This window comes from Pseudarthrobacter sp. NS4 (assembly GCF_024758005.1).
Classification (GTDB): domain Bacteria; phylum Actinomycetota; class Actinomycetes; order Actinomycetales; family Micrococcaceae; genus Arthrobacter.
The window spans coordinates 4,157,578-4,177,812 of the sequence record NZ_CP103288.1; the positions used below are offsets into that span (position 1 = coordinate 4,157,578).

Annotated in this window: 17 protein-coding genes and 1 tRNA gene; 13 read left to right on the forward strand and 5 right to left on the reverse strand. The window is 65.3% G+C overall.

Annotation, left to right across the window (positions count from 1 at the left end):
* Positions 1-23: 23 nt before the first annotated feature.
* The 6 genes from NXY83_RS19545 to NXY83_RS19570 all read left to right on the forward strand — a co-directional run bounded on the left by NXY83_RS19545 (position 24) and on the right by NXY83_RS19570 (position 6,095).
* Positions 24-1,427, forward strand: a complete 1,404-nt coding sequence (locus tag NXY83_RS19545; protein ID WP_258803856.1) for an MFS transporter — start codon at positions 24-26, stop codon at positions 1,425-1,427.
* Positions 1,428-1,582: 155 nt separating this feature from the next.
* Positions 1,583-2,683, forward strand: a complete 1,101-nt coding sequence (locus NXY83_RS19550) for a Gfo/Idh/MocA family protein (RefSeq protein ID WP_258803857.1) — start codon at positions 1,583-1,585, stop codon at positions 2,681-2,683.
* Positions 2,680-3,648: a PmoA family protein gene (locus NXY83_RS19555; protein ID WP_258803858.1), complete on the forward strand. Its 969-nt coding sequence runs from the start codon at positions 2,680-2,682 to the stop codon at positions 3,646-3,648. The genes NXY83_RS19550 and NXY83_RS19555 overlap by 4 nt, the downstream gene beginning before the upstream one ends.
* 134 nt (positions 3,649-3,782) lie before the next feature.
* On the forward strand, positions 3,783-4,412 hold the full coding sequence (locus NXY83_RS19560; RefSeq protein ID WP_258803859.1) for a cupin: 630 nt from the start codon (positions 3,783-3,785) through the stop codon (positions 4,410-4,412).
* 10 nt (positions 4,413-4,422) lie between these two features.
* Complete coding sequence (locus NXY83_RS19565; protein WP_258803860.1) at positions 4,423-4,905, forward strand: cation:proton antiporter regulatory subunit; 483 nt, start codon at positions 4,423-4,425, stop codon at positions 4,903-4,905.
* Positions 4,906-4,910: 5 nt separating this feature from the next.
* Positions 4,911-6,095, forward strand: coding sequence for a cation:proton antiporter (locus NXY83_RS19570; protein WP_258803861.1), 1,185 nt, complete (start codon positions 4,911-4,913; stop codon positions 6,093-6,095).
* A 16-nt stretch (positions 6,096-6,111) separates the two neighbouring features.
* Here the strand turns inward: NXY83_RS19570 and dcd are convergent, their stop codons facing one another.
* Positions 6,112-6,687, reverse strand: a complete 576-nt coding sequence (dcd, locus tag NXY83_RS19575) for a dCTP deaminase (RefSeq protein ID WP_258803862.1) — start codon at positions 6,685-6,687, stop codon at positions 6,112-6,114.
* A 145-nt stretch (positions 6,688-6,832) separates the two neighbouring features.
* Here dcd and NXY83_RS19580 point away from each other — a divergent pair, with 145 nt between their 5' ends.
* Positions 6,833-8,542: a CAP domain-containing protein gene (locus NXY83_RS19580; protein WP_309484105.1), complete on the forward strand. Its 1,710-nt coding sequence runs from the start codon at positions 6,833-6,835 to the stop codon at positions 8,540-8,542.
* Between the two features lie 59 nt (positions 8,543-8,601).
* Here the strand turns inward: NXY83_RS19580 and NXY83_RS19585 are convergent, their stop codons facing one another.
* The gene (locus NXY83_RS19585) at positions 8,602-9,063 is read right to left on the reverse strand and encodes an SRPBCC family protein (RefSeq protein WP_258803863.1); all 462 of its coding nucleotides are present in this window, start codon (positions 9,061-9,063) and stop codon (positions 8,602-8,604) included.
* Positions 9,064-9,301: 238 nt separating this feature from the next.
* On the opposite strand from NXY83_RS19585, the gene NXY83_RS19590 reads away from it, so the two are divergent.
* The 3 genes from NXY83_RS19590 to NXY83_RS19600 all read left to right on the forward strand — a co-directional run bounded on the left by NXY83_RS19590 (position 9,302) and on the right by NXY83_RS19600 (position 10,768).
* A tRNA-Gly gene (locus tag NXY83_RS19590) sits at positions 9,302-9,372 on the forward strand.
* A 104-nt stretch (positions 9,373-9,476) separates the two neighbouring features.
* A complete protein-coding gene (locus tag NXY83_RS19595) occupies positions 9,477-9,617 on the forward strand; it encodes a hypothetical protein (RefSeq protein WP_167344651.1) in 141 nt (46 codons plus the stop codon).
* Positions 9,614-10,768 carry a N(5)-(carboxyethyl)ornithine synthase gene (locus tag NXY83_RS19600; RefSeq protein ID WP_258803864.1) on the forward strand — a complete coding sequence of 385 codons (1,155 nt, stop codon included), beginning with the start codon at positions 9,614-9,616 and terminating at the stop codon, positions 10,766-10,768. Before NXY83_RS19595 ends, NXY83_RS19600 begins: the two co-directional genes overlap by 4 nt.
* Here the strand turns inward: NXY83_RS19600 and NXY83_RS19605 are convergent.
* Positions 10,747-12,177, reverse strand: a complete 1,431-nt coding sequence (locus NXY83_RS19605; protein WP_258803865.1) for an MFS transporter — start codon at positions 12,175-12,177, stop codon at positions 10,747-10,749. The genes NXY83_RS19600 and NXY83_RS19605 overlap by 22 nt on opposite strands.
* 143 nt (positions 12,178-12,320) lie before the next feature.
* Here NXY83_RS19605 and NXY83_RS19610 point away from each other — a divergent pair, with 143 nt between their 5' ends.
* Both NXY83_RS19610 and NXY83_RS19615 read left to right on the forward strand, forming a co-directional pair.
* Complete coding sequence (locus NXY83_RS19610) at positions 12,321-13,175, forward strand: LysR family transcriptional regulator (protein WP_258803866.1); 855 nt, start codon at positions 12,321-12,323, stop codon at positions 13,173-13,175.
* Positions 13,176-13,340: 165 nt separating this feature from the next.
* Positions 13,341-13,655, forward strand: a complete 315-nt coding sequence (locus NXY83_RS19615) for a hypothetical protein (protein WP_258803867.1) — start codon at positions 13,341-13,343, stop codon at positions 13,653-13,655.
* Between the two features lie 143 nt (positions 13,656-13,798).
* Here NXY83_RS19615 and NXY83_RS19620 read toward each other — a convergent pair whose 3' ends face one another.
* Both NXY83_RS19620 and NXY83_RS19625 read right to left on the reverse strand, forming a co-directional pair.
* Positions 13,799-17,305 (reverse strand): bifunctional proline dehydrogenase/L-glutamate gamma-semialdehyde dehydrogenase, encoded by a 3,507-nt coding sequence (locus tag NXY83_RS19620; RefSeq protein ID WP_258803868.1) that lies wholly within the window; start codon positions 17,303-17,305, stop codon positions 13,799-13,801.
* Between the two features lie 365 nt (positions 17,306-17,670).
* On the reverse strand, positions 17,671-19,134 hold the full coding sequence (locus NXY83_RS19625; RefSeq protein ID WP_258803869.1) for an amino acid permease: 1,464 nt from the start codon (positions 19,132-19,134) through the stop codon (positions 17,671-17,673).
* 155 nt (positions 19,135-19,289) lie between these two features.
* On the opposite strand from NXY83_RS19625, the gene NXY83_RS19630 reads away from it, so the two are divergent.
* Positions 19,290-20,204, forward strand: coding sequence for a LysR substrate-binding domain-containing protein (locus NXY83_RS19630; protein ID WP_258803870.1), 915 nt, complete (start codon positions 19,290-19,292; stop codon positions 20,202-20,204).
* The last annotated feature ends 31 nt before the right edge of the window (positions 20,205-20,235 follow it).

The following is a 20,235-nucleotide window of genomic DNA, read 5'->3' on the forward strand; positions in this document are numbered from 1 at the left end:
CCACCGGCGGATACGATGCACCTATGAACAGCGCCAGCGCCCAGGGAGCCATGCAGCCGGCTTCCGAACTCGAATCCGGCCAGCTGCCATCAAGCAAGGGCCGGATCGTGGCCTGGGCTTCCTGGGACTGGGGCTCCGCCGCTTTCAACGCCGTGATGACAACGTTCGTTTTCACCGTCTACCTGACATCCAACGCCTTTGGCGGTAAGGACCAGGCCTCGGCAGTCCTGGGCGGCGCCTTGGCGGTTGCCGGGTTCGCCATAGCGCTGTTGGCCCCGGTGACCGGCCAGCGCTCGGATGCCGGCGGACGGCGGAAGCTGTGGCTGGGAATCAACACGGCCGCCGTCGCCGTCCTTACCGCCCTGTGCTTTTTTGTGTTTCCGCGGCCCGAATTCCTGCTCCTCGGAGTGTCCCTGATCGCCCTGGGCAACGTCTTCTTCGAATTCGCCGGAGTCAACTACAACGCCATGCTCGCCCAGATCTCCACTCCCCGGAACATCGGCAAGGTCAGCGGGTTCGGCTGGGGCGCAGGGTACCTGGGCGGCATCGTAGCGCTGCTGATCGTCCTGCAGTTGTTCGTGCAGCCCAGCTTCGAATGGGCCGGTGCCTCCACCGAGGAGAGCCTGAACATCCGGCTGGTTGCTGTGTTCTCGGCCCTGTGGTTCTTCGTCTTCGCACTGCCGGTGCTGTTTGCGGTCCCCGAACTGCCGAGAACCACCCAGGCCACGCGGCTCGGCTTCCTGGCCAGCTACGGACTGCTGATCCGGCGGATCAAGGCCATCTACGCCACCAGCCCCCACACCATCTACTTCCTGTTGGCCAGTGCCGTGTTCCGCGACGGGCTGGCCGCCGTCTTCACGTTCGGCGGGATCATCGCCGCCGGCACCTTCGGCTTTGAACTGTCCGAGGTCATCTTCTTTGCCATCTTCGGAAACGTGGTGGCGGCCGTTGGCGCCATGATCGGCGGGTTCCTGGATGACAGGGTGGGTCCCAAGGCGGTGATCATCGGATCCCTGGTGGGCCTGCTGATCGCCGGCATGGTCATCCTGGTCCTCGGCAACGGCGACTACGTCTTTTTCGGCATGGCCTGGGCCGGCAGCACCACCTTCTGGGTGTTCGGCCTGTTCCTCTGCCTGTTCGTGGGGCCAGCCCAATCGTCTTCCCGCGCTTACCTGGCCCGCCTTGCTCCGCACGGCGAATCGGGCGAACTCTTTGGCCTTTACGCCACCACCGGCCGGGCCGTCAGTTTCCTCGCACCGGCCCTCTTCACCCTCTCCATCGCCTTGGCCACGCCGCTGGTTGCCCCCGGCGAGGCCCAGCGCTGGGGAATCCTCGGCATCATGGTGGTGCTCCTCGCCGGCCTCCTGGTCCTGCTCCCCGTGAAGTCGCCGGACAAGGCGCCCATCGCCGTCGTTCCCACCGCATGACAGCCCCGTAACGCCAGGGGAGCGCCCTTCGGGAGCGCCTCGTCTGTAGCCTTGGCGCGGATCCTGCGCTGCGAGGGCATTGACTAGTTTTGTTATCGATCACATAATTGGTTGAGATTGATTTGAATGCTTTCAATGACGAAGGAGCACTGCCAATGGAAAGCACGCAATTGCGCCCCCGGGCAGGGATTATCGGCACCGGCGGGATAGCACATGCCCATGCCGAGGCCCTCAAGCTGGCCGGCGCCGACCTTGCAGTCGCCGTAGACATCGACCCCGACCGTGCGGCCACGTTTGCGGCGGAGATGGGCGTCGCCCGGACTGCCCCTACCCTGGGGGCCGCAGCCGAAGCCGGACTGGACCTGGTCGCCGTCTGCACACCGCCGTCGTCGCACGCTACCCTCGCCCTGGAGGCACTCACACTTGGCCTGAACGTGGTCCTGGAAAAGCCGCCGGCCCTGTCGCTGCGGCAAATGCGTGAGCTGCAGGACGCGGAACGTGCATCGGGCAAGCATGTCAGCTGCATTTTCCAGCACCGCTTTGGCACGGGTGCCCGCAAACTCGCCGCACTGCAGGAATCAGGGACCCTCGGAAACCCGCTCACCGGGTTCTGCAACACGCTGTGGTTCCGCAACCAGGAGTACTTCGACGTTCCGTGGCGAGGCCAATGGGATGTTGAAGGCGGCGGACCCACGATGGGTCACGGCATCCACCAGTTCGACATGCTGCTCCACCTTTGGGGCCCGTGGCAGGAAGTCACCGCGTTCGCGGGACGCCTGGCACGGCGCACGGAAACCGAAGACGTCTCCACGGCCATCGTCCGGTTCGAATCCGGCGCCCTGAGTACGGTTATCAACTCGGTCATCTCACCGCGGGAAACCTCTGAGCTCCGGTTTGACTACGAAAACGCCACCGTGGAGCTCGAGCACCTCTACGGTTACGACGACTCACACTGGCGCTTCACCCCGGCTCCGGGCCAGGAGCACTTGGCAGCCCAATGGGCTGACGGTTCCGGCGTGATCCCCAGCGGCCACCCCGCCCAGTACGCGCACATCGTGGAGGCCATCAGCGCCGGAACGGTTCCGCCGGTCACCTTGGCCGAGGCCTATCCCACCATGGAGCTGGCAGCCGCCATCTACGCCTCGGCCATCACGGGCAAGACCGTGCGCCGCGGCGACATCACCGACGGAAACCCGTTCTTTGACCGAGCCGACGGCCGGCTGGAACCCTGGAAACTCGAAAAGAGCAACGCATGAGCACCACCTCCCCAGCCGCCTCCGCCTCCACCACCGGAAGCCCGTTCAGCTGGACGGACGACGGCACAGCCGTTGCTGTTTCGCTGGACGGCGTCCCCGTCCTCACCTATACCTACGCGGCGGACGACCCCCAGGAGGAGTCGCCGCGGCCGTATTTCCATCCCATCAGGACCAGGACCGGAGACCTGGTCACCGCCTACCGTCCCCACGACCATGTGTGGCACAAGGGCATCGCCTGGTCCCTGCCGCACCTTGGCCCGGACAACTTCTGGGGCGGACCAAGCTACCGGCGTGGGCAGGACTACCAGTGGCTGCCGAACAACGGCGCCATGCGGCACCGGGAACTCCGCCAGTCAGCGGACGACGGCGGCAGGTTCCGTTTTGCCCACGCGCTGCAGTGGGTCACGCAGCAGGGCTCCCTGGTGGTTGAGGAGGAGCGTTCCTTCCAGGTTGTGCCCGGCACGGACAGCAGCTACACCCTGCTCTTTGAAACTGCCATGACCAACGTGTCCGGCGAAGCCATCCACATCGGCTCGCCCACCACCGAGGGCCGTGAAAATGCAGGCTACGGGGGCCTCTTCTGGCGCGGGCCGCGGTCCTTCACCGGCGGAGCCATCATCGGTCCGGGCGGCGCCGGCGGCGAAGAGCTGCGCGGCCAGCGGGCACCCTGGCTGTCCTTCGTTGGCCAGCACGACGAAACCTGCAGTTTCTCCACTCTGGTCATGGTTGACGATCCCGCCAGCGAGCACCCCGAGCCCGAATGGTTCGCCCGCTCGGAGCCGTTCGCATGCATGGGGCCCGCCCCCTTCTTCAGCGAAGAAGTCCTGTTTGAGGCGGGCGCTACGCTGCGCTACCGGTTCGGCGTAGTAATCGCCGACGGCCAGTCCGACGCCGCCCGTTCCGAATCACTGGCGACGACGGCCCGGGAACTGCTTGCCGGCCTTCCGCGGCGGTCACAGCAGTGAATGCCGCCGCCGGCGTTCCCGGGTTTCCTGGCGGGACCGCCGTCAGCAGCCTTCGGGTGTATGACTGGGAGGCCTCAGACGGGCTCTGCGGGGGGTCGCCCCACCTGCACACCGTGTCCTCAGAGGCATACCTCGTGACAGGCGGCACCGGGCAGGTCCACACCATCTCAATGGCGGGCGCGGCGGAACACGACCTCGCCGCCGGCTCGCTGCTCTGGTTCAGCCCGGGTACTGTGCACCGGCTGGTGAATGCAGACACGCTCACGCTCAACGTGATCATGTCCAATGCGGGCCTGCCGGAAGCGGGTGATGCCGTCTTCACGTTTCCGCGGGCAATTCTGGAGGATGCGGAAGAGTATGGCCGGCATGCGGTCCTCCCCTCCGGCGCGGATGACCATGGCGTGGCCGCTGCCGCCCGGACACGCCGGGACCTTGCATTGGAAGGATACGCCGAACTGCATAAAGCAGTAGGCAGGGACGGCACGGAAGCGTTGCAGGAGTTCCACCGCCTGGCGGCAGCCCTGGTCCGCCCGCGCGTGGAGCGCTGGAAGCACGTCTGGCAGGACACTGTCCGCAGGCAGGTGGACGCCGCGGAGCAGGCCCTGGCAGACCTGGCCAAGGGTTCAGCGGAGCCCATGGCGGGAGCTGCTGTGGCAACTGCCACCCAGCGTCAGGGCGAGGGATATGGCATGTGCGGCAGGCTCACCACTTGGGCGACTCCCGCCTTGTGTGAGTCCCACGCCAACCGGGTCCCGGGCGACTAGGCTGGGGAGCATGAACGTGGATGAGACCAACCTTCCCGGCCTGGGCCGGCGGAAGGATTTCATGACAGCCTCCGGCCGCCGGATCGGCGTGGTGGAGCGGCGGGAGGGCCAGACGGAGCTCATCATCTCCGCCTGGGACGATCCCGATACCTGCCAGGCCTCGATTCCGCTTAACAGCGAGGAAGCAGCCACCCTGGGCAACCTCCTGGGCGGGCAGCATCTGACCATGAAGCTGACGGAGGAGCACAAAGACGTCCCGGGGATCGTCACCCGGCAGTTCTCCATCACTCCGGATTCCCCGTTCCAGCACCAACCCATGGGAAAGGCATGCATCCGCACGCGATGCGGCGTATCCATCGTCGCCATCATGCGTGAAGGCGAGGTCCTCCCCTCGCCCGGGCCCGACGTCGTCCTTCACACCGGTGACCTGCTGATCGCCGTTGGCACCCAGGAAGGCCTCGACACCGCGGCCGATATCCTGCGCAACGGATAAGCCCGGTGGACCCGTTGGCCCTGACCCTCATTGAACTGGGGGCCGTTGTGTTCTGCCTCGGCCTTTTGGCCAGGTTGGCCGGACGGATCGGAATGTCACCCATACCGCTCTACCTCCTGGGTGGACTCGCTTTCGGTGCAGGAGGCATCGTCGAGCTGGACGGCATCAAGGAGTTCTCGCACCTGGCCGGAGAAATCGGCGTAATCCTCCTGCTGCTTATGCTCGGCTTGGAATATACGGCGGCGGAGCTGTTCACGGGGCTCCGCCGGTCTTGGCAGGCCGGCGTGCTGGACCTGGTCCTGAACTTCCTGCCTGGCGTCCTCCTGGCCCTTTTCCTTGGCTGGGGTGGAGTGGGGGCAATGGTGATGGGCGGCGTCACTTACATCTCGTCATCGGGAATCGCAGCGAAGGTGATCACCGACCTCGGCCGCCTGGGCAACCGGGAAACCCCTGTGGTGCTGTCCATCCTGGTGTTCGAGGACCTGGCGATGGCCCTCTACCTACCCATCCTCACCACAATCCTTGCCGGGGTGAGCTTCCTCGGCGGCCTGACCACCGTGGGCGTTGCGCTGGCCGTGGTGAGCCTCGTCCTGTGGGTGGCGCTGCGGCACGGTCACCGCGTGTCAAAAGCAGTCCACAGCGAGAACTCGGAGATCTTCCTCCTCAACGTCCTCGGCGCGGCCCTGCTCGTGGCCGGTTTGGCCTCTGCCATGCAGGTCTCCGCAGCGGTGGGCGCCTTCATGCTCGGGATCGCCATTTCCGGCGCCACAGCCCATAACGCAACCCGCATCCTTGAACCGCTCCGCGACCTGTTCGCCGCCATCTTCTTCGTCGCGTTCGGACTCAATACCGACCCATCATCCATTCCACCCGTGCTGGGCTGGGCCCTGGTGCTGGCCGTCATTACGGCGGCCACCAAAATGGCAACAGGCATCTGGGCCGCTAAACAGGTTGGTATTGCCCGGCCCGGCCGGTTCCGGGCGGGAGCCACCCTCATTGCCCGCGGCGAATTTTCCATCGTGATCGCCGGCCTGGCGGTGGCGTCCGGAGCGGTACCGGGTGAACTCGCGGCACTGGCCACGGCCTACGTCCTGATAATGGCAGTTGCAGGGCCGCTGGCTGCCCGCTACGTGGAGCCACTGGCGAAGGCCGTCCCCGGAAAACCAGGCGTCGCTGCCGCCAAGGCTTAGTGTCCCGGGGTGTCCGCTAAATGCTGGTCCGGTGGAAGTTCAGGTGGCTGCGGCTGGCCGTAGGCCCGCGCTGGCCCTGGTAGCGGTTGCCGTACCCGCCCTGGCCATAGGGATACTCCGCCGAGGATGTCAGGCGGAAGAAACAGAGCTGGCCGATCTTCATGCCCGGCCACAGCTTGATGGGCAGCGTCGCCATGTTGGACAGCTCCAGGGTGACGTGCCCCGAAAAGCCCGGGTCGATGAAGCCGGCGGTGGAGTGCGTCAGGAGCCCCAGCCGCCCCAGGGAAGACTTGCCTTCCAGCCGGGCCGCGATGTCATCGGGAAGCGTGACAGTCTCATAAGTGGAGCCCAGGACGAACTCCCCGGGGTGCAGGATGAAGGCTTCGTCCTCTTCCACTTCCACGAGCCGCGTCAGCTCAGGCTGCTCCTGGGCCGGGTCAATGTGCGCGTACTTGTGGTTGTCGAAAAGCCGGAAGAACTTGTCGATCCGGACGTCCACGGAAGATGGCTGCACCATCGCCGGATCGTACGGTTCCAGAACGATCCGCTGGGAGTCTATTTCGGCACGAATATCACGGTCAGAGATCAGCACCGTCCCAAATTACCGTATGCATTATCCACAGCTGCATTTTCCCGTTGTTGCTGGCGCCTGGTGGGGCTATTGTTGCCTCTGATACACAGGCGCCGGATGGTCTCCCGGATGGCCCAACAGAGCTGGGGATGTTGTGAATAGATTTGTGGCGCCATCTTTTGTTGGCGTGCTCTGCACCTTGCTGCTGGTCTCCTCATCAGCGGGGACTCTGTCCGCGCCGAAGCCGGCCAGCCAGTCAGCAAGCGCTTCGGGTCCGCTGAGCGTCTCGCTCGGGCCCGCAATGTACGACGCCGGGACCTCCACCGCCGGGGAGGGTCCAGCCGCGTCACGGCTCACCCCTGCCGTGGAACCGGATATCCGGCCCGCGTCCCCGGCAGGCATTGCCCCCGCCACGGGGAGTGTTTCGGAAGCCGGCACCGCGCAGGCATCCACCGAAGCACCCGGACCTGCCCCAGCCCCTGCTGCCAGTGAGGAACCAGCCACGGAGGTCCCCTGGATCCCGCCGCTGTGGGCGCCGGACGAGGAACTGGCCTCGCCTTCGGCCCCTCGCCTGGCAACTCCGGAATCTTCCACCGCCGCGCCTGCCCCGGAGGCCCTGGTCCCGGACAGCAATGCGGCAGCCATCCTCACGGTATTCAACAGAATTAACGAGTACCGGGCGTCCAAGGGCCTGAAACCGGTGAAGTACCACCCAACCGTGGCCGGGCTGGCGCAGGAATGGTCCAACAGCATCGCCTCCCGGGAAGTCATTGAGCACCGGGCCAGTTTCTGGACCGACCCACGTGCCCTCAACCCGAACAACGGGGCGGGTGAAGTCATTGCCATCCGCACAGACCGCGACGCCGCACTCCTGGTCGAGTGGTGGAAAGGCTCCCCCGGCCACAACGCCATGCTGCTCGACCCCCGCTTCAACGTTATGGGCGCGGGGATCTCATACACGGACCGGACGTACAGGATCTGGGGTGTCGTTAACTTCTTCGGCTACACCACGCTTCCCGCAGGCACTGTTGATTCGCCGGGCGGCGCCGCCTCTGGCGGCGATGCCGCCTTGCCGGCGCCCCCGCCCAGCATGTGCGACGCCCCGGCCAAGCACATGCCGCCCACGCTGGACCTGACTGCAGCAGCGATCCGCGGCCCCGGAGACCTTGTCACGGTGGATTCCGCCGGCCAACTCCTCAACCGGCCATCCCTGGGTGCGCGCTCCTATGCTCCAGCCAAGGTGATCGGCTCCGGCTTCGGCGGCGCCAAGGAAGTTTTCGTGACCGACTGGGACCGCGACGGCGCCTACGACCTGCTGACCCAATGGACCAACGGGAACCTCACCCTGCACCGGGGCATGGCCGCCGGGGGGTTCCAGGCTCCCGTCACGCTGGGCGCGGGGGGATGGCAGTCTATGACGTTGGCAGTAGGCGGCTGGTGCGCCAACAACCGGATGCCCCAGCTCCTTGCGCTGGACACCGCCGGGAACCTTTATCTGTATCCGAACAAGGGCTCCGGTGATCTATCCGTCCGGGCACTGGTCTCCACCGGAGTCCCGGCCAACCGGCTCTCCATGGTGGACTACGATGCCGACGGCTTCCAGGACATCCTTGCCCTGCGGTCCGATGGCGCCGTGCAGCTGCACCGCGGCTGGGGAACCACCGCGCTGAGGGCGGAGGCGAGGCCGATAATCGCCACCGGCTGGCAGGACGTCACGGGTCTTAGGACCCTGCGGGACGTTACGGGGCTGAACTCGACCGGGCTGGCACTCCGACGCGCGTCGGACGCAGTGCAGTACTGGGACCTGACCGGCGGAAGCCTGGCGGCGCCGTCGAGCATTGCAGGTCCCTGGTCCGGCCAGCGGCTGGCGCAGTAGGGAACCCGGCCGGCGGCTGGCGGAGCCGGGAGCGGCAAGCTGGACGGCACCGCTGAATACTAGGCGGCCGGCTGGAGGTCCAACACGTCCCTCAGGCGTTCCAGCTGGGCCACCTCTGAGCGGACGGTCCGCTGAGCCATCCCGTTCAGCAGGCCGAACCTGTCCAGGAATCCGAACGAACGCTCCGGCTGGGCTTCAAGCGCGTAGCGGACCCGGGTTCCGGAGCTTTCCGTGCTCAGGTAATATCCCCCGGTACAGTTTGCAGGGCCGGAAATGACCTGGAACTCAATTTCCGCGCCGGGCCTGGCCTGCGTTATTTCGAGTTCGGCCGGAATGCTCAGCCCCGACCGCCCTGCCACCATTTTGCGGTAGACGGCGCCCCTGGTTCCGGCCGGGCCGTGAAGCAGCTTGACGCTGCGGACGCCGTCGCGCCAGTGCGGAAGGTTGGTTGCGTCGAGCAGGTACAGGTACACAGCCATGGCATCACGCCGGATGAGGACCTCGTGCTCCGCGAATGCCATGAAAAACTTTCTGTGGTGAAGTCGGCCTGCCGCAGTGGCCGTCTCCCCCTGACGCCGCAGCTATCCGGTTCAGGTTAGCCAGCGGACTGTGGCCCCACCTAGCCAGGGCCGGGGACGTTATTGAAGAGTTACTGGATGACGCGGCCGGTAACGGGACACGGCGCTCCGGGCCCGGGGTTGGGCGGCCGGGCCCCGCATCTGCGCTAAGCTAAGTTCTGCCCCGCGCGAGTGGGGCAGCGCGGCTGTAGCTCAATGGTAGAGCGCTAGCTTCCCAAGCTTGATACGCGGGTTCGATTCCCGTCAGCCGCTCAAGGGGATTAGCGGGACAGGCGAATGCCCGCCAGGGGCCATTAGGTACCGGGGTGTATCGTCAGGAGTCAGGAGCCCCTTCGGTTCCGCTACAGGAGCAATTCATGGCTGACAAGTCCCCGCGTCAAGCAGCATCCAAAAAATCCGGCAAATCCATCAAGGAAAAGCGCGCCGACAAGAAGGCCGCTGCCGCGCCGGCCAGCTCGCTGGACATCACGTCCAGCAAGGCCGCCAAAAAGAAGTGAGTGGCCAACAGGACCAGCTGACCCTTGGCGTCCTGGCGTCGACGAAAAAACCTGACGAACGCCGCCTCCCTATCCATCCGCTGCATTTTGAGCGCATCGCGCCGGAAATCCGGCAGCGCATCATCCTGGAAAAGGGCTACGGGGAGCGCTTCGGCGTCTCCGACGCTCACCTCTCCGGTGTGGTGGGCAGGATCGCAGGCAGGGAGGCCCTCCTGGCGGAGGCCGACGTCGTACTCCTGCCCAAACCGCAGCCGGAAGACCTCGCCGAACTGCGCGACGGGCAGGTCCTCTGGGGCTGGCCGCACTGCGTCCAGGACCGCGCCATCACCCAGCTGGCCATCGACAAAAAGCTCACGCTGATCGCGTTCGAAGCAATGAATCACTGGGCCAGCGACGGCGGCTTTGGGCTGCACGTGTTCCACAAGAACAACGAGCTGGCCGGTTACTGCTCGGTACTTCACGCGCTTGCGCTGACCGGTTCCACAGGCGATTACGGGCGCCGCCTCAGCGCAGTAGTGATCGGGTTCGGCGCGACAGCGCGCGGCGCGGTCACCGCCCTGAACGCCCACGGAATACATGACGTCCAGGTGCTGACCAACCGTGGCGTAGCCGCCGTCGGCGCCCCCATCCACTCAGTGAACATCGTCCAGTTCGATCATGACGACCAAGCACCCTTCCTGAGCCAGGTCATCACCGAGCGGGGCCGGGTGCCACTGGCGCCGTTCCTGGCCGGCAGCGACATCGTGGTCAACTGCACCCTGCAGGACCCGAACAATCCGCTGACTTACCTGCGGACGGAGGATCTGGACGCTTTCAATCCGGGCAGCCTGATCATTGACGTATCGTGCGACGAGGGCATGGGCTTCAGCTGGGCGCAGTCCACCACGTTCGCCGATCCGATGTTCACCGTGGGTGACCACATCAACTACTACGCGGTGGACCACAGCCCCTCCTACCTTTGGAATTCCGCCAGCTGGGAGATCAGCCAGGCCCTGCTTCCGTTCCTGGAAACGGTCATGGACGGTCCGGAAGCATGGGTCGGGAACGAAACCATCGCGCGGGCAATCGAGATTCGCGACGGTGTGGTCCGCAACAAGGACGTGCTGGAGTTCCAGAAGCGGGAAGAAGCCTATCCGCACCTGGAGCTGTAGCCCGGGCTCCCGGCCGCTCCCAAGCGCTCCCAGGCGGCTGTGCCGCTGACGATCTGCACTGGGCGCCGCCGGTCCCGGAGGTTGACCTGCAGCTTGAGTGAGCCTTTCCGGGCCAGGACGACGGCCACGGTCACGGCGGCGAGGGCCGGCACCCCGCCGGAGACCAGGAGTGCCACGTGCGGGTCGGCGTGCTCGGCAATCCAGCCAAGCATGGGTCCGCCGAGTGCCTGGCCACCGATCAGCACCATGATGTAGAGGCTCATCACGCGGCCCCGGATGCCCATGTTCGAGCTGACCTGGACCAGCTGGTTGGATCCCGTGAGGAACATCAGGCACCAGAATCCGGCCAGAACCATAACGATGCCGAACCAGAGCATCGACGGGGCCAACGCGGCGAGGCACAGCATGGCCCCGTACATGCCGGCGCAGAACACCACTGACCGCAGCCGGAGTTGCCGGCGGCGCGTGGAAGCGACCGCCCCGGCAAGGGCGCCCAGCGCAACCAGGGCATTGAGAAGGCCGTAGCCGCCGGCGCCCACCTTGAACACCTGGTCCGCGAAAGCCGCCAGCACTACAGGCAGGCTCATGGCAAATACGGCGATGAAACCGGCCATCAGCCAGGGCCAGTAGATGGTGGGCTTGCTCAAGGCATAACGGAGCCCCTGACGCAGCATCCCCTTGCTCTTGGGCGTTGGTGCACTGATGAAGAGCTGGTCCTTGCGGAGGATCAGCAGCATGGCCACCGTGGAACAGCAGGCCACGGCGTTGGCGGCAAAAGCCCAGCCCGCACCCACTGCCGTCAGGAGCAACCCGGCAAGGGCAGGTCCAATCAGGCCACCCAGCTGGAAGGTCGTGGAGTTCACGCTGATGGCATTCCGCAGGTACTTGGGGCCGACAAGCTCGTTGACGAACACCTGCCGGGCAGGCTGGTCAAGGACGGTGACGAGGCCCAGCACGAGTGCGATCACATAGACATGCCACACCTGGATGGCGCCGGTGAGGGCAAGGGCTGCGAGGGCGGCAGCAAGGACTGCAGCCATCCCCTGGCACAGGATCAGGATCTTCCGCTTGGCGAACCGGTCTGCGATCATGCCGCCCCACGGCCCCAGGAGCAGGGAGGGCAGGAATTGCAGCGCCACGGTGATTCCCACGGCCGTCACGGAACCGGAAAGCTGCAGCACCAGCCAGTCCTGGGCAATGCGCTGCATCCAGATGGCTACGACGGCGATGAAGTGCCCGATAGCGAAAATACGGAAGTTCGGGACCCTCAGGGAGATGAAGGTGTGCCTCCAGGGGAGGCGTTCGGAGAGGACCGGAAGTGGCTGGGTCTGGCTTTCCGCGGGTACGGTGCTCGCGGAATCGGCGACGGGCTGGGTGACGGTTGCCGATGAAGGCGGTGGGGGTGCCACAGTGGTGTCCTCAAAATTGCGGGCTGTCTGGGATGCCCTTAACGCTAGGCTGGGCCCAGCGGATTATGGGGGCCTATTGTCCCTATAACTCGTATTGCGAACCGCAATGAGGGTGCAGGCACCGAAAGTCCAAGGAGTACAAAGTGTTCGAACCGGCCCAGCTGCGCTCATTCCTGGCCGTGGCCGAAACCCTCAGCTTCACCAAGGCAGCCGAGCGCCTGGGACTGGCCCAGCCCACTATCAGCCAACACATCCGGAAGCTGGAAAAGGCAGCCAAGCGCGTGCTGATTACCAGGGATACCCGCGATGTCAGGCTCACGGACAATGGGGATGCGATGGCTGGTTTCGCCAGGAGCATCCTTTCCGCCCATGACGCAGCGGCACGTTATTTCTCCGGCTCCGCAATGCGGGGGCGGCTCCGCTTCGGCACCGCGGATGATCTTGCAATCACCGGCCTGCCCCGGATCCTGCGGGAGTTCCGGCAGATCTACCCGCAGATCAACCTCGAGCTCACCGTGGGGCAAAGCGACCAGCTGTACCGCAAACTCAACGCTGGCCAGCTGGATCTGGTCTTCGTGAAATGGGTGGCCGGCGCCAAGGACGGAACCGTGGTCCAGCACGATTCCTTTTCGTGGGTGGGACTGGAGCAGACCCTTTTGGAGCCGGGCGCTCCGGTTCCGCTGATCGCCTACCCCTCGCCCAGCCTAAGCAGGAAGCTCGCCATCGATGCGCTCGAAGCACACGGCAGGACCTGGCGCATCACCTGCACCACGCGCCAGATCAGCGGGGTGCTGGCAGCCGTCCGCGCCGGTATCGGCGTGGCCGTCATGCCGTCGTCGCTGGTTCCCGAGGACCTGAAAATCATAACCAGGCGCTTCGACCTTCCGCCCGTGGGGGATGTGGACTTCACGCTGATCCGCAACCCGCTGGCGAACCCGGAGGTGATCGACGCGCTGACGCAGTCGATCGTGGGACGGGCCATCAAACGCCAGGGCTAGGAACGCGGATAATCCCGGCGCGCGGAGGAGGGAAGACAACCCGGTCTCCATTGATGTCAGAACGTTGCATAATCTATGCTGATTTTCCCATGGTCAAGCAGCTGGCCGGTTCGGCAACACGAGCGTGCCCTGCACACAGGGCCTTTCGCTCGGGACAGGCAGCCAATGACGACAGCCAGGAACACCCGATCCAGTGCGGCCCATGCACGCCCGCAGACCACCGCCCGGCCTTCAACCCGGCAATCCACCCTCGGCGCCGGAATAGCAACCACGGATTCCGGCTACGTAGGCAAACCGACCTGCGACAAGTGCCGCACTGACGAATTCGTCTACCTCGAGTCCTACATCCCGCCCACCTACCGGCGTGACGGGACAGTGGCGGCCTTGGGGGAAGTCGCCTACACGTGCACCCGCTGCGAGGATTTCTCCGCCCACAGCGTCCCGCTGACATGGTCACCGCCGGGATGGTACCTGGGTTAATCCGCAAGGTCTCCAACAGCGCAGCCAGCGCGGACACTTGACAGCAAAAGAGGCCGGGCGGCCACCGAAAGGTGGCCGCCCGGCCTCTTGCTTTCCTGCCTATTGATTTGGGGCCTGTTGCTCGCCCCAGGACAGAAGTGGAGTTAGATCAGGGCATCCGAGAGGTGGTTCGGGGTACCGAACCGGTGCGCCGTGATGCTGACGGCCTGCTCGTGCAGGAACGGCAGCAGTTCAACGCGTCCGGCCTCGGTGACGGGGTGGGCGTACACCGCGAGGCCCGGGCGGCCACCGGTGGCCTTGGCCAGTTCGGTGGCGTCCCCGCCAATCAGCCGCACACGGCCGTTGGACAGCTTGCCCTCGGAGGCGAGGCGGCCTGCGGAAGCCAGCCAGCCGGCGTCGGACTCTACCTTCACGTCGATGTCCAGTGCAGTAAGTACCGGGCGCAGCTGGGCGGGAAGCTCGACGGCGGTGGACACCGTCAGTTCCGAACCGGCCAGAACGCCTGCTGCCACGGTCCGGACGAGGTGGGCCAGCGGCGCGCCTTCCGAGAGGCGGATCGTGACGGGCAGGTTCCGGTAGCGGAAGATGTTGCGTTCCGCGCTCAGGCCGGACACGTCCTTCGCGGTGCCGAACTCATCGGCCCAGGCTTCGGCGTCGGACGCCACAGCGCGCTGGACGGATTCCATCTCAGCTGGCTCCAGGGCGGCGCCTGCGGCGTTGAGGATCCTGCGGACGCCAGGGTGGCTGACGGAGGCTTTGGCGGTGCTGCGTCCGGAGACCCAGTCACCGAGGCCGGCCAGGTAGTTGGGTCCGCCTGCCTTGGTGCCCGCGCCGACGGCCGACTTCTTCCAGCCGCCGAACGGCTGGCGCTGCACTATGGCGCCGGTGATGCCACGGTTCACATACAGGTTTCCGGCCTGGATGCTGTCCATCCAGATTCCCAGCTCCCCGGAGTTCAGGGAGTGCAGCCCGGCGGTCAGGCCGTACTCGATCTGGTTCTGGATGGCGATTGCTTCTTCGAGGGTGTCCGCGGTCATCACGCCCAGGACCGGGCCGAAGAATTCGGTCAGGTGGAAGTAGGAACCGCGCTTGACGCCGTAGCGCACGCCCGGGCTCCACAGCTTTCCGGTGTCGTCCAGCTTCTTCGGTTCCACGGCCCAGTTTTCACCGTCGCCGAGGGTGGTGAGCGCGTTGAGGAGCTTGCCGTTGGCCGGTTCGATGATCGGGCCCATCTGGCTGGTGGGGTCCTGCGGGTAGCCCACCTTCAGGGAGGTGACCGCGTCGATCAGCTGGTTGTGGAACCGCTTGGACTTGGCCACCGAGCCCACCAGGATCACCAGTGAGGCCGCGGAGCACTTCTGGCCGGCGTGGCCGAACGCGGAATACGCCACGTCCTTGGCTGCCAGGTCCAGGTCGGCGCTGGGGGTGACGATGATGGCGTTCTTGCCGCTGGTTTCGGCCAGCAGCGGCAAGTCCTGTCGGAAGGACCGGAACAGTTCGGCGGTCTCGTAGCCGCCGGTGAGGATCACGCGGTCAACGGCGGGGTGCGAAATCAGCTGCTTGCCGAGTTCCCGTTCGCCCAGCTGCACCATGGTGAGCACGTCGCGGGGCACGCCGGCTTCCCACAGGGCTTCGATCATGACGGCGCCGCTGCGGGCGGCCTGCTTGGCAGGCTTGATAACGACGGCGGAACCGGCGGCAAGTGCCGCAAGGGTGGACCCTGCCGGGATGGCGACCGGGAAGTTCCACGGCGGGGTGACCACGGTGAGCTTCGCGGGAACGAACGTGGCGCCGTCGACCTTATCCAGCTTCCGGGCGGACTCGGCGTAGTAGTGGGCAAAGTCCACTGCCTCGCTGACCTCGGGATCACCCTGGTCGATGGTCTTGCCGGTCTCGCTGGCCATGACCTCGAGCAGGTCCGCGCGGCGGGCTTCAAGGACGTCACCGGCCCGGTGCAGGATTTCCGCGCGCTCGTCACCGGAGAGTTCACCCCAGGCCTTGCCCTTGTTCAGGGCGGTCTGGATAACGGTGTTGAGGGTGGCCTCATTATTGATGGACGCTGCTGCAACGGAGGCGTTGCCAAGGGTGGAGGACGGGACGCGCTCCAGGATGGCCCGGCCCCAGTCGCGGTTGGCAGGCAGGGACGGATCCGTGTCCGGGGTGTTCTCGAAGCCCTCGTGGGGCATCGGAACCGGTGGCAGGTTGCGGTCCTGCTGGCGGTTGGCCGGCGGAACGCTGTTGTCCAGTGCCTCCAGCGAGGACAGGAAGCGCTGCTTTTCACGCTCGAACAGGGCCTCGTTTTCGCTCAGCTCGAACACTGCAGACATGAAGTTGTCCTGGCTGGCGCCTTCTTCGAGGCGGCGGATCAGATAGGCGATGGCGACGTCGAACTCGGACGGGTGCACCACGGGTGTGTAGAGCAGCAGCGAGCCGACGTCCTTCTTGACGGCTTCGGCCTGGCCCTGCGCCATGCCCAGCAGCATTTCGAACTCGATGCCGGGTTCCACGCCGCGCTGCTTGGCCAGGAGCCAGGAGAAGGCGATGTCGAAGAGGTTGTGGCCGGCAACGCCGATGCGGACGTTCTTGATCCGCTCCGGGTGCAGGGAGTAGTTGATGACGCTCTTGTAGCTGGTGTCGGAGTCCTGTTTGGTGCCCCAGGTAGCCAGCGGCCAGTCGTGCAGGGATGCTTCCACCTGCTCCATGGGCAGGTTGGCGCCCTTGACCACACGGACCTTGATGCCGGCGCCACCGTTGGCACGGCGTCCGGCGGCCCAGTCCTGCAGGCGGATCATGGCTGAGAGGGCATCCGGGAGGTAGGCCTGGAGCACGACGCCGGCCTCGAGGTCCTTGAACTCCGGCTTGTCCAGGATCCGGGTGAAGACCGCGATGGTCATGTCCAGGTCCTTGTATTCCTCCATGTCCAGGTTGATGAACTTGGCCTTCTTGCCGGGTCCGGCGAAGGAGGCGGCGCGCTGGAACAGCGGGGCGAGCTTTTCGACGACATGCTCAACGGCTTCGTCGAAGGCCCACGCGGAGTGCGGGGCCACCGTGGAGGACACCTTGATGGACACGTAGTCCACGTCCGGGCGCGCCAGCAGTGTGTGCGTGCCCTCGAGGCGGCGGGAAGCCTCGTGCTCGCCGAGGACTGCCTCGCCGAGGAGGTTGACGTTGAGGTTGATCCCGTCCTTGCGGATCTTGGCGATGGCGGGACCAAGCTTGGCGTCGGTGGCGTCCACGATCAGGTGGCCCACCATTTCACGCAGGACCTTGCGGGCGATGGGGATTACGACCTGAGGCAGGACCGGGGCCATGGTGCCGCCCAGGGCCACTGCGCTGCGCATGTACCAGGGCAGGAACGCGGGAACCTTGGGGGCCAGCGCGGCGAGGTTGCGGGCGGCGACGTTAAGGTCTTCGGGACGGACCACGCCGTCCACGAAGCCAACGGTGAATTCCAGGCCGTTGGGGTCCTTCAGGACACCGGCCAGCTGCTGGGCGGAGGCGTCCACGGGAACCTTCGCAGCCTCGGTCAGCCAGCGGCGGACCAGGGCGACGGATTCGTCGGCGAGGGCCTTCGCCTGCGGCACATCGGCGTCGACGGTCTGCGGCGCGATCCCGCTGGCAACTGCCGACTCCATGGCAATGTGGGTCATGACTTTTCCCGTTCTTTCTTGGGGGTTTCGAGGGGTCTTATCAACCAGTATGAACCTCCAATCACATAAGATAAAGCGATCTTTTCTAAGCAATACAGGTTAGGAAAACCGAAGCTTTGCCGCGACCTTTCCCTGGCCGTATTTGCCACCCGCCCCCGTGACCCTCTCTCACGTCCTGTAGCCAAATCCCAACGCCCTCTCACTTCCCGCAGCAAAACGGGCAACGCTCCCGCCTCTTTCGGCGCATGGCAAAACAACGAACCCTCCCCCGCAGGAAAGTGGGAGAGGGTTCGTCGAAAACGCGTCAAAAGTGGGAGGGCATGACGGAAATACCCGCGAAAGGTGCGAGAGCGTCCCGGGGAGGGTCAACGGAGGGAGTGCTGCAGCTCCACACTTTCCTCGTGCCGCGGGCTGTTGGGGTTCATCAGTGAGTTCTTCTTGCCATAGAAGAAGTAGATCGCCAGGCCAACGAGCAGCCAGACGCCGAAGCGGGCCCAGGTCTCCCAGTACAGCTGGAACATCAGGAACGCCGACGCCAGGACGCCGAAGGCCGGGATGAACGGCATGAACGGCAGGCGGAAGGAGCGGGGAGCGTCCGGCTTCTTGTAGCGGAACACGATCACAGAGAAACAGACGACGACGAACGCAGCCAGGATGCCGATGTTCGTGAGGTCTGCAACGGCCTTGATGGGGAACACGCCGGCCAGCAGTGCGGAGGCGACGCCGGCAATCCAGGTAACGCGCTGCGGAGTGCCGTGGCGGTCAGTCTTGGAGAACCAGCCGGGCAGCAGGCCATCGCGGCTCATGGAGAACCAGACGCGGGTGACGCCCAGGAGGAAGGTCAGCATCACGGTAAGGATGGACAGAACGGCGAACACGGAGATGATGGTGGCGATTACCGGCAGGCCTACACCCGTGAAGGCGGAGGCAAAACCGGCTGTGGGGTCGATGTCCTGGTAGTTCTGCATGCCGGTCAGGACCAGCGTGGCGGCCACATAGAGCAGCATCGCAATGATCAGCGAAAGGATGATGGCCTTGGGCATGTGCTTCTTGCCGTCCTTAGCTTCTTCCGCGGCAGTACTCATGGCGTCGTAACCGAACACGGCGAAGAAGACTGTGGCCGCGCCGGCGAGGACCGGCCCGAAGCCGCTCGGCATAAACGGGTTGTAGTTGTTGGTGTCGATATAGAAGACGCCCAGGCCAATGATGAAGAGGATCAGGATGACCTTGATGGCCACAGCCACGAGTTCGAACCGGCCAAATGCCTTGGTTCCGCGGGAAAGGATCCAGGTCACCAGGAGGCACACCACGATGGCCGGGATGTTCACGATGCCGCCCCGGCCCTCATCAGCAGTGGAGGTCATCCAGATGGGCATGTTGACGCCGATCCCGGAGAGGAAAGCGTCGAAGTAACCGGAGATGCCAATGGCTACCACGGCCACGATGGCAATGTACTCCAGCAGGAGGTCCCAGCCGATGAACCAGCCGACGATCTCGCCCAGCGCCACATAGCCGTAGGTGTAGGCGGAACCGGCGCGCGGAATCATGCCCGCGAACTCTGCATAGGACAGTGCCGCGGCCGCTGAGGCAAGTCCGGCGATGAGGAAGGAAATCAGCACCGCGGGCCCCACCCCGGGCGTGCTTTCACTTCCGGCCGCCACCAGCCCCGCGAGGGAGAAGATGCCGACGCCGATGATGCCGCCTACGCCAATAGCGGTGAGCTGCCACAGCCCGAGTGACTTGAAGAGCCCACTGTGCTTGTTCTCTTCCTCAATGTCATCGATCGGCTTGCGCCTCATGATCGACTGGGTCATATCTCTAGTGCTCATCAGGAACTCCTGCTTTGGGGTGCGACCCCGCCGCGGCGCGCCAAAAGAGGCTGTGACGGGGGGGAACTCGGTCCCAACAGTATGCAAGCCTACTTGCATTAGATAAAGTGAATACTTCTAACCTATATTCGTTAGTTTCGGTAAGGAATGGCCCAATGCTTGATGTCCGCAGGCTTCGACTTCTCCGCGAATTAAGCATCCGCGGGACACTCGCGGAGGTCGCGGACGCACTGCAGTACAGCCCGTCGTCGGTATCGCAGCAGCTTGCCCTCCTGGAAAAGGAGGTGGGCGTGGAGCTGCTACGGAAGACCGGCCGCCGGGTACAGCTGACGCCGCAGGCGGAAGTGCTGGTGGCGCATACGGCGCAGCTGCTTCAGACCCTGGAACAGGCCGAAGCGGACCTGGCGGCGTCACTGACCACGGTCACCGGAACCGTGCGCATCGCGGTCTTCCAGTCTGCAGCCCTGGCGATGATGCCGGAAACCCTCACCCGGATGTCCGCCACGTACCCGGAGGTCCGGATCGAGATGATCCAGCGGGAGCCTGAAACCGCGCTCCATGAGACATGGGCGCGCGACTTCGACCTGGTCATCGCCGAGCAATACCCTGGCCATGCCGCACCCCGTTATCCCGAACTGGACCGTGTGCGGCTCACCACGGATGCCATCCGGCTGGCTGTTCCCCCTGCGTCCACCGGCGGCCCGGCCATCCGAGGGCTGGCGGACACCGCGGAACTCGCCTGGGTCATGGAGCCGCGGGGTGCCGCCTCGCGCCATTGGGCGGAACAGGCATGCCGCAGCGCCGGCTTCGAACCGGATGTTCGATTCGAAACCGCCGACCTGCAGGCCCAGATCCGCCTGATCGAGTCCGGCAATGCGGTGGCGCTGATGCCGGACCTGGTGTGGACCGGGCGCGGCACCACTGCCCAACTGCTGGAGCTCCCGGGCAAGCCATACCGCACGGTGTTCACCTCCGTGCGCCGTTCAAGCGCACAGCGGCCCGCCATCCTCGCCGCAAGGGAAACCCTGGCTGCGGCCGCGGCCGCCGTCGGAGGAGACCACGCCGGGTAACCGCCCGCCGTCGTCCGTTGCTTTGCAATGG

Excerpts from the sequence above, each read along its gene's own strand:
- NXY83_RS19565 (WP_258803860.1), top strand. The coding sequence starts at position 4,423 with ATGAACGTGGATGAGACCAACCTTCCCGGCCTGGGCCGGCGGAAGGAT.
- NXY83_RS19625 (WP_258803869.1), bottom strand. The coding sequence starts at position 19,134 with ATGAGCACTAGAGATATGACCCAGTCGATCATGAGGCGCAAGCCGATC.
- NXY83_RS19555 (WP_258803858.1), top strand. The coding sequence starts at position 2,680 with ATGAGCACCACCTCCCCAGCCGCCTCCGCCTCCACCACCGGAAGCCCG.
- NXY83_RS19630 (WP_258803870.1), top strand. The coding sequence starts at position 19,290 with ATGCTTGATGTCCGCAGGCTTCGACTTCTCCGCGAATTAAGCATCCGC.
- NXY83_RS19615 (WP_258803867.1), top strand. The coding sequence starts at position 13,341 with ATGACGACAGCCAGGAACACCCGATCCAGTGCGGCCCATGCACGCCCG.
- NXY83_RS19595 (WP_167344651.1), top strand. The coding sequence starts at position 9,477 with ATGGCTGACAAGTCCCCGCGTCAAGCAGCATCCAAAAAATCCGGCAAA.
- NXY83_RS19545 (WP_258803856.1), top strand. The coding sequence starts at position 24 with ATGAACAGCGCCAGCGCCCAGGGAGCCATGCAGCCGGCTTCCGAACTC.
- NXY83_RS19550 (WP_258803857.1), top strand. The coding sequence starts at position 1,583 with ATGGAAAGCACGCAATTGCGCCCCCGGGCAGGGATTATCGGCACCGGC.
- NXY83_RS19620 (WP_258803868.1), bottom strand. The coding sequence starts at position 17,305 with ATGACCCACATTGCCATGGAGTCGGCAGTTGCCAGCGGGATCGCGCCG.
- NXY83_RS19585 (WP_258803863.1), bottom strand. The coding sequence starts at position 9,063 with ATGGCATTCGCGGAGCACGAGGTCCTCATCCGGCGTGATGCCATGGCT.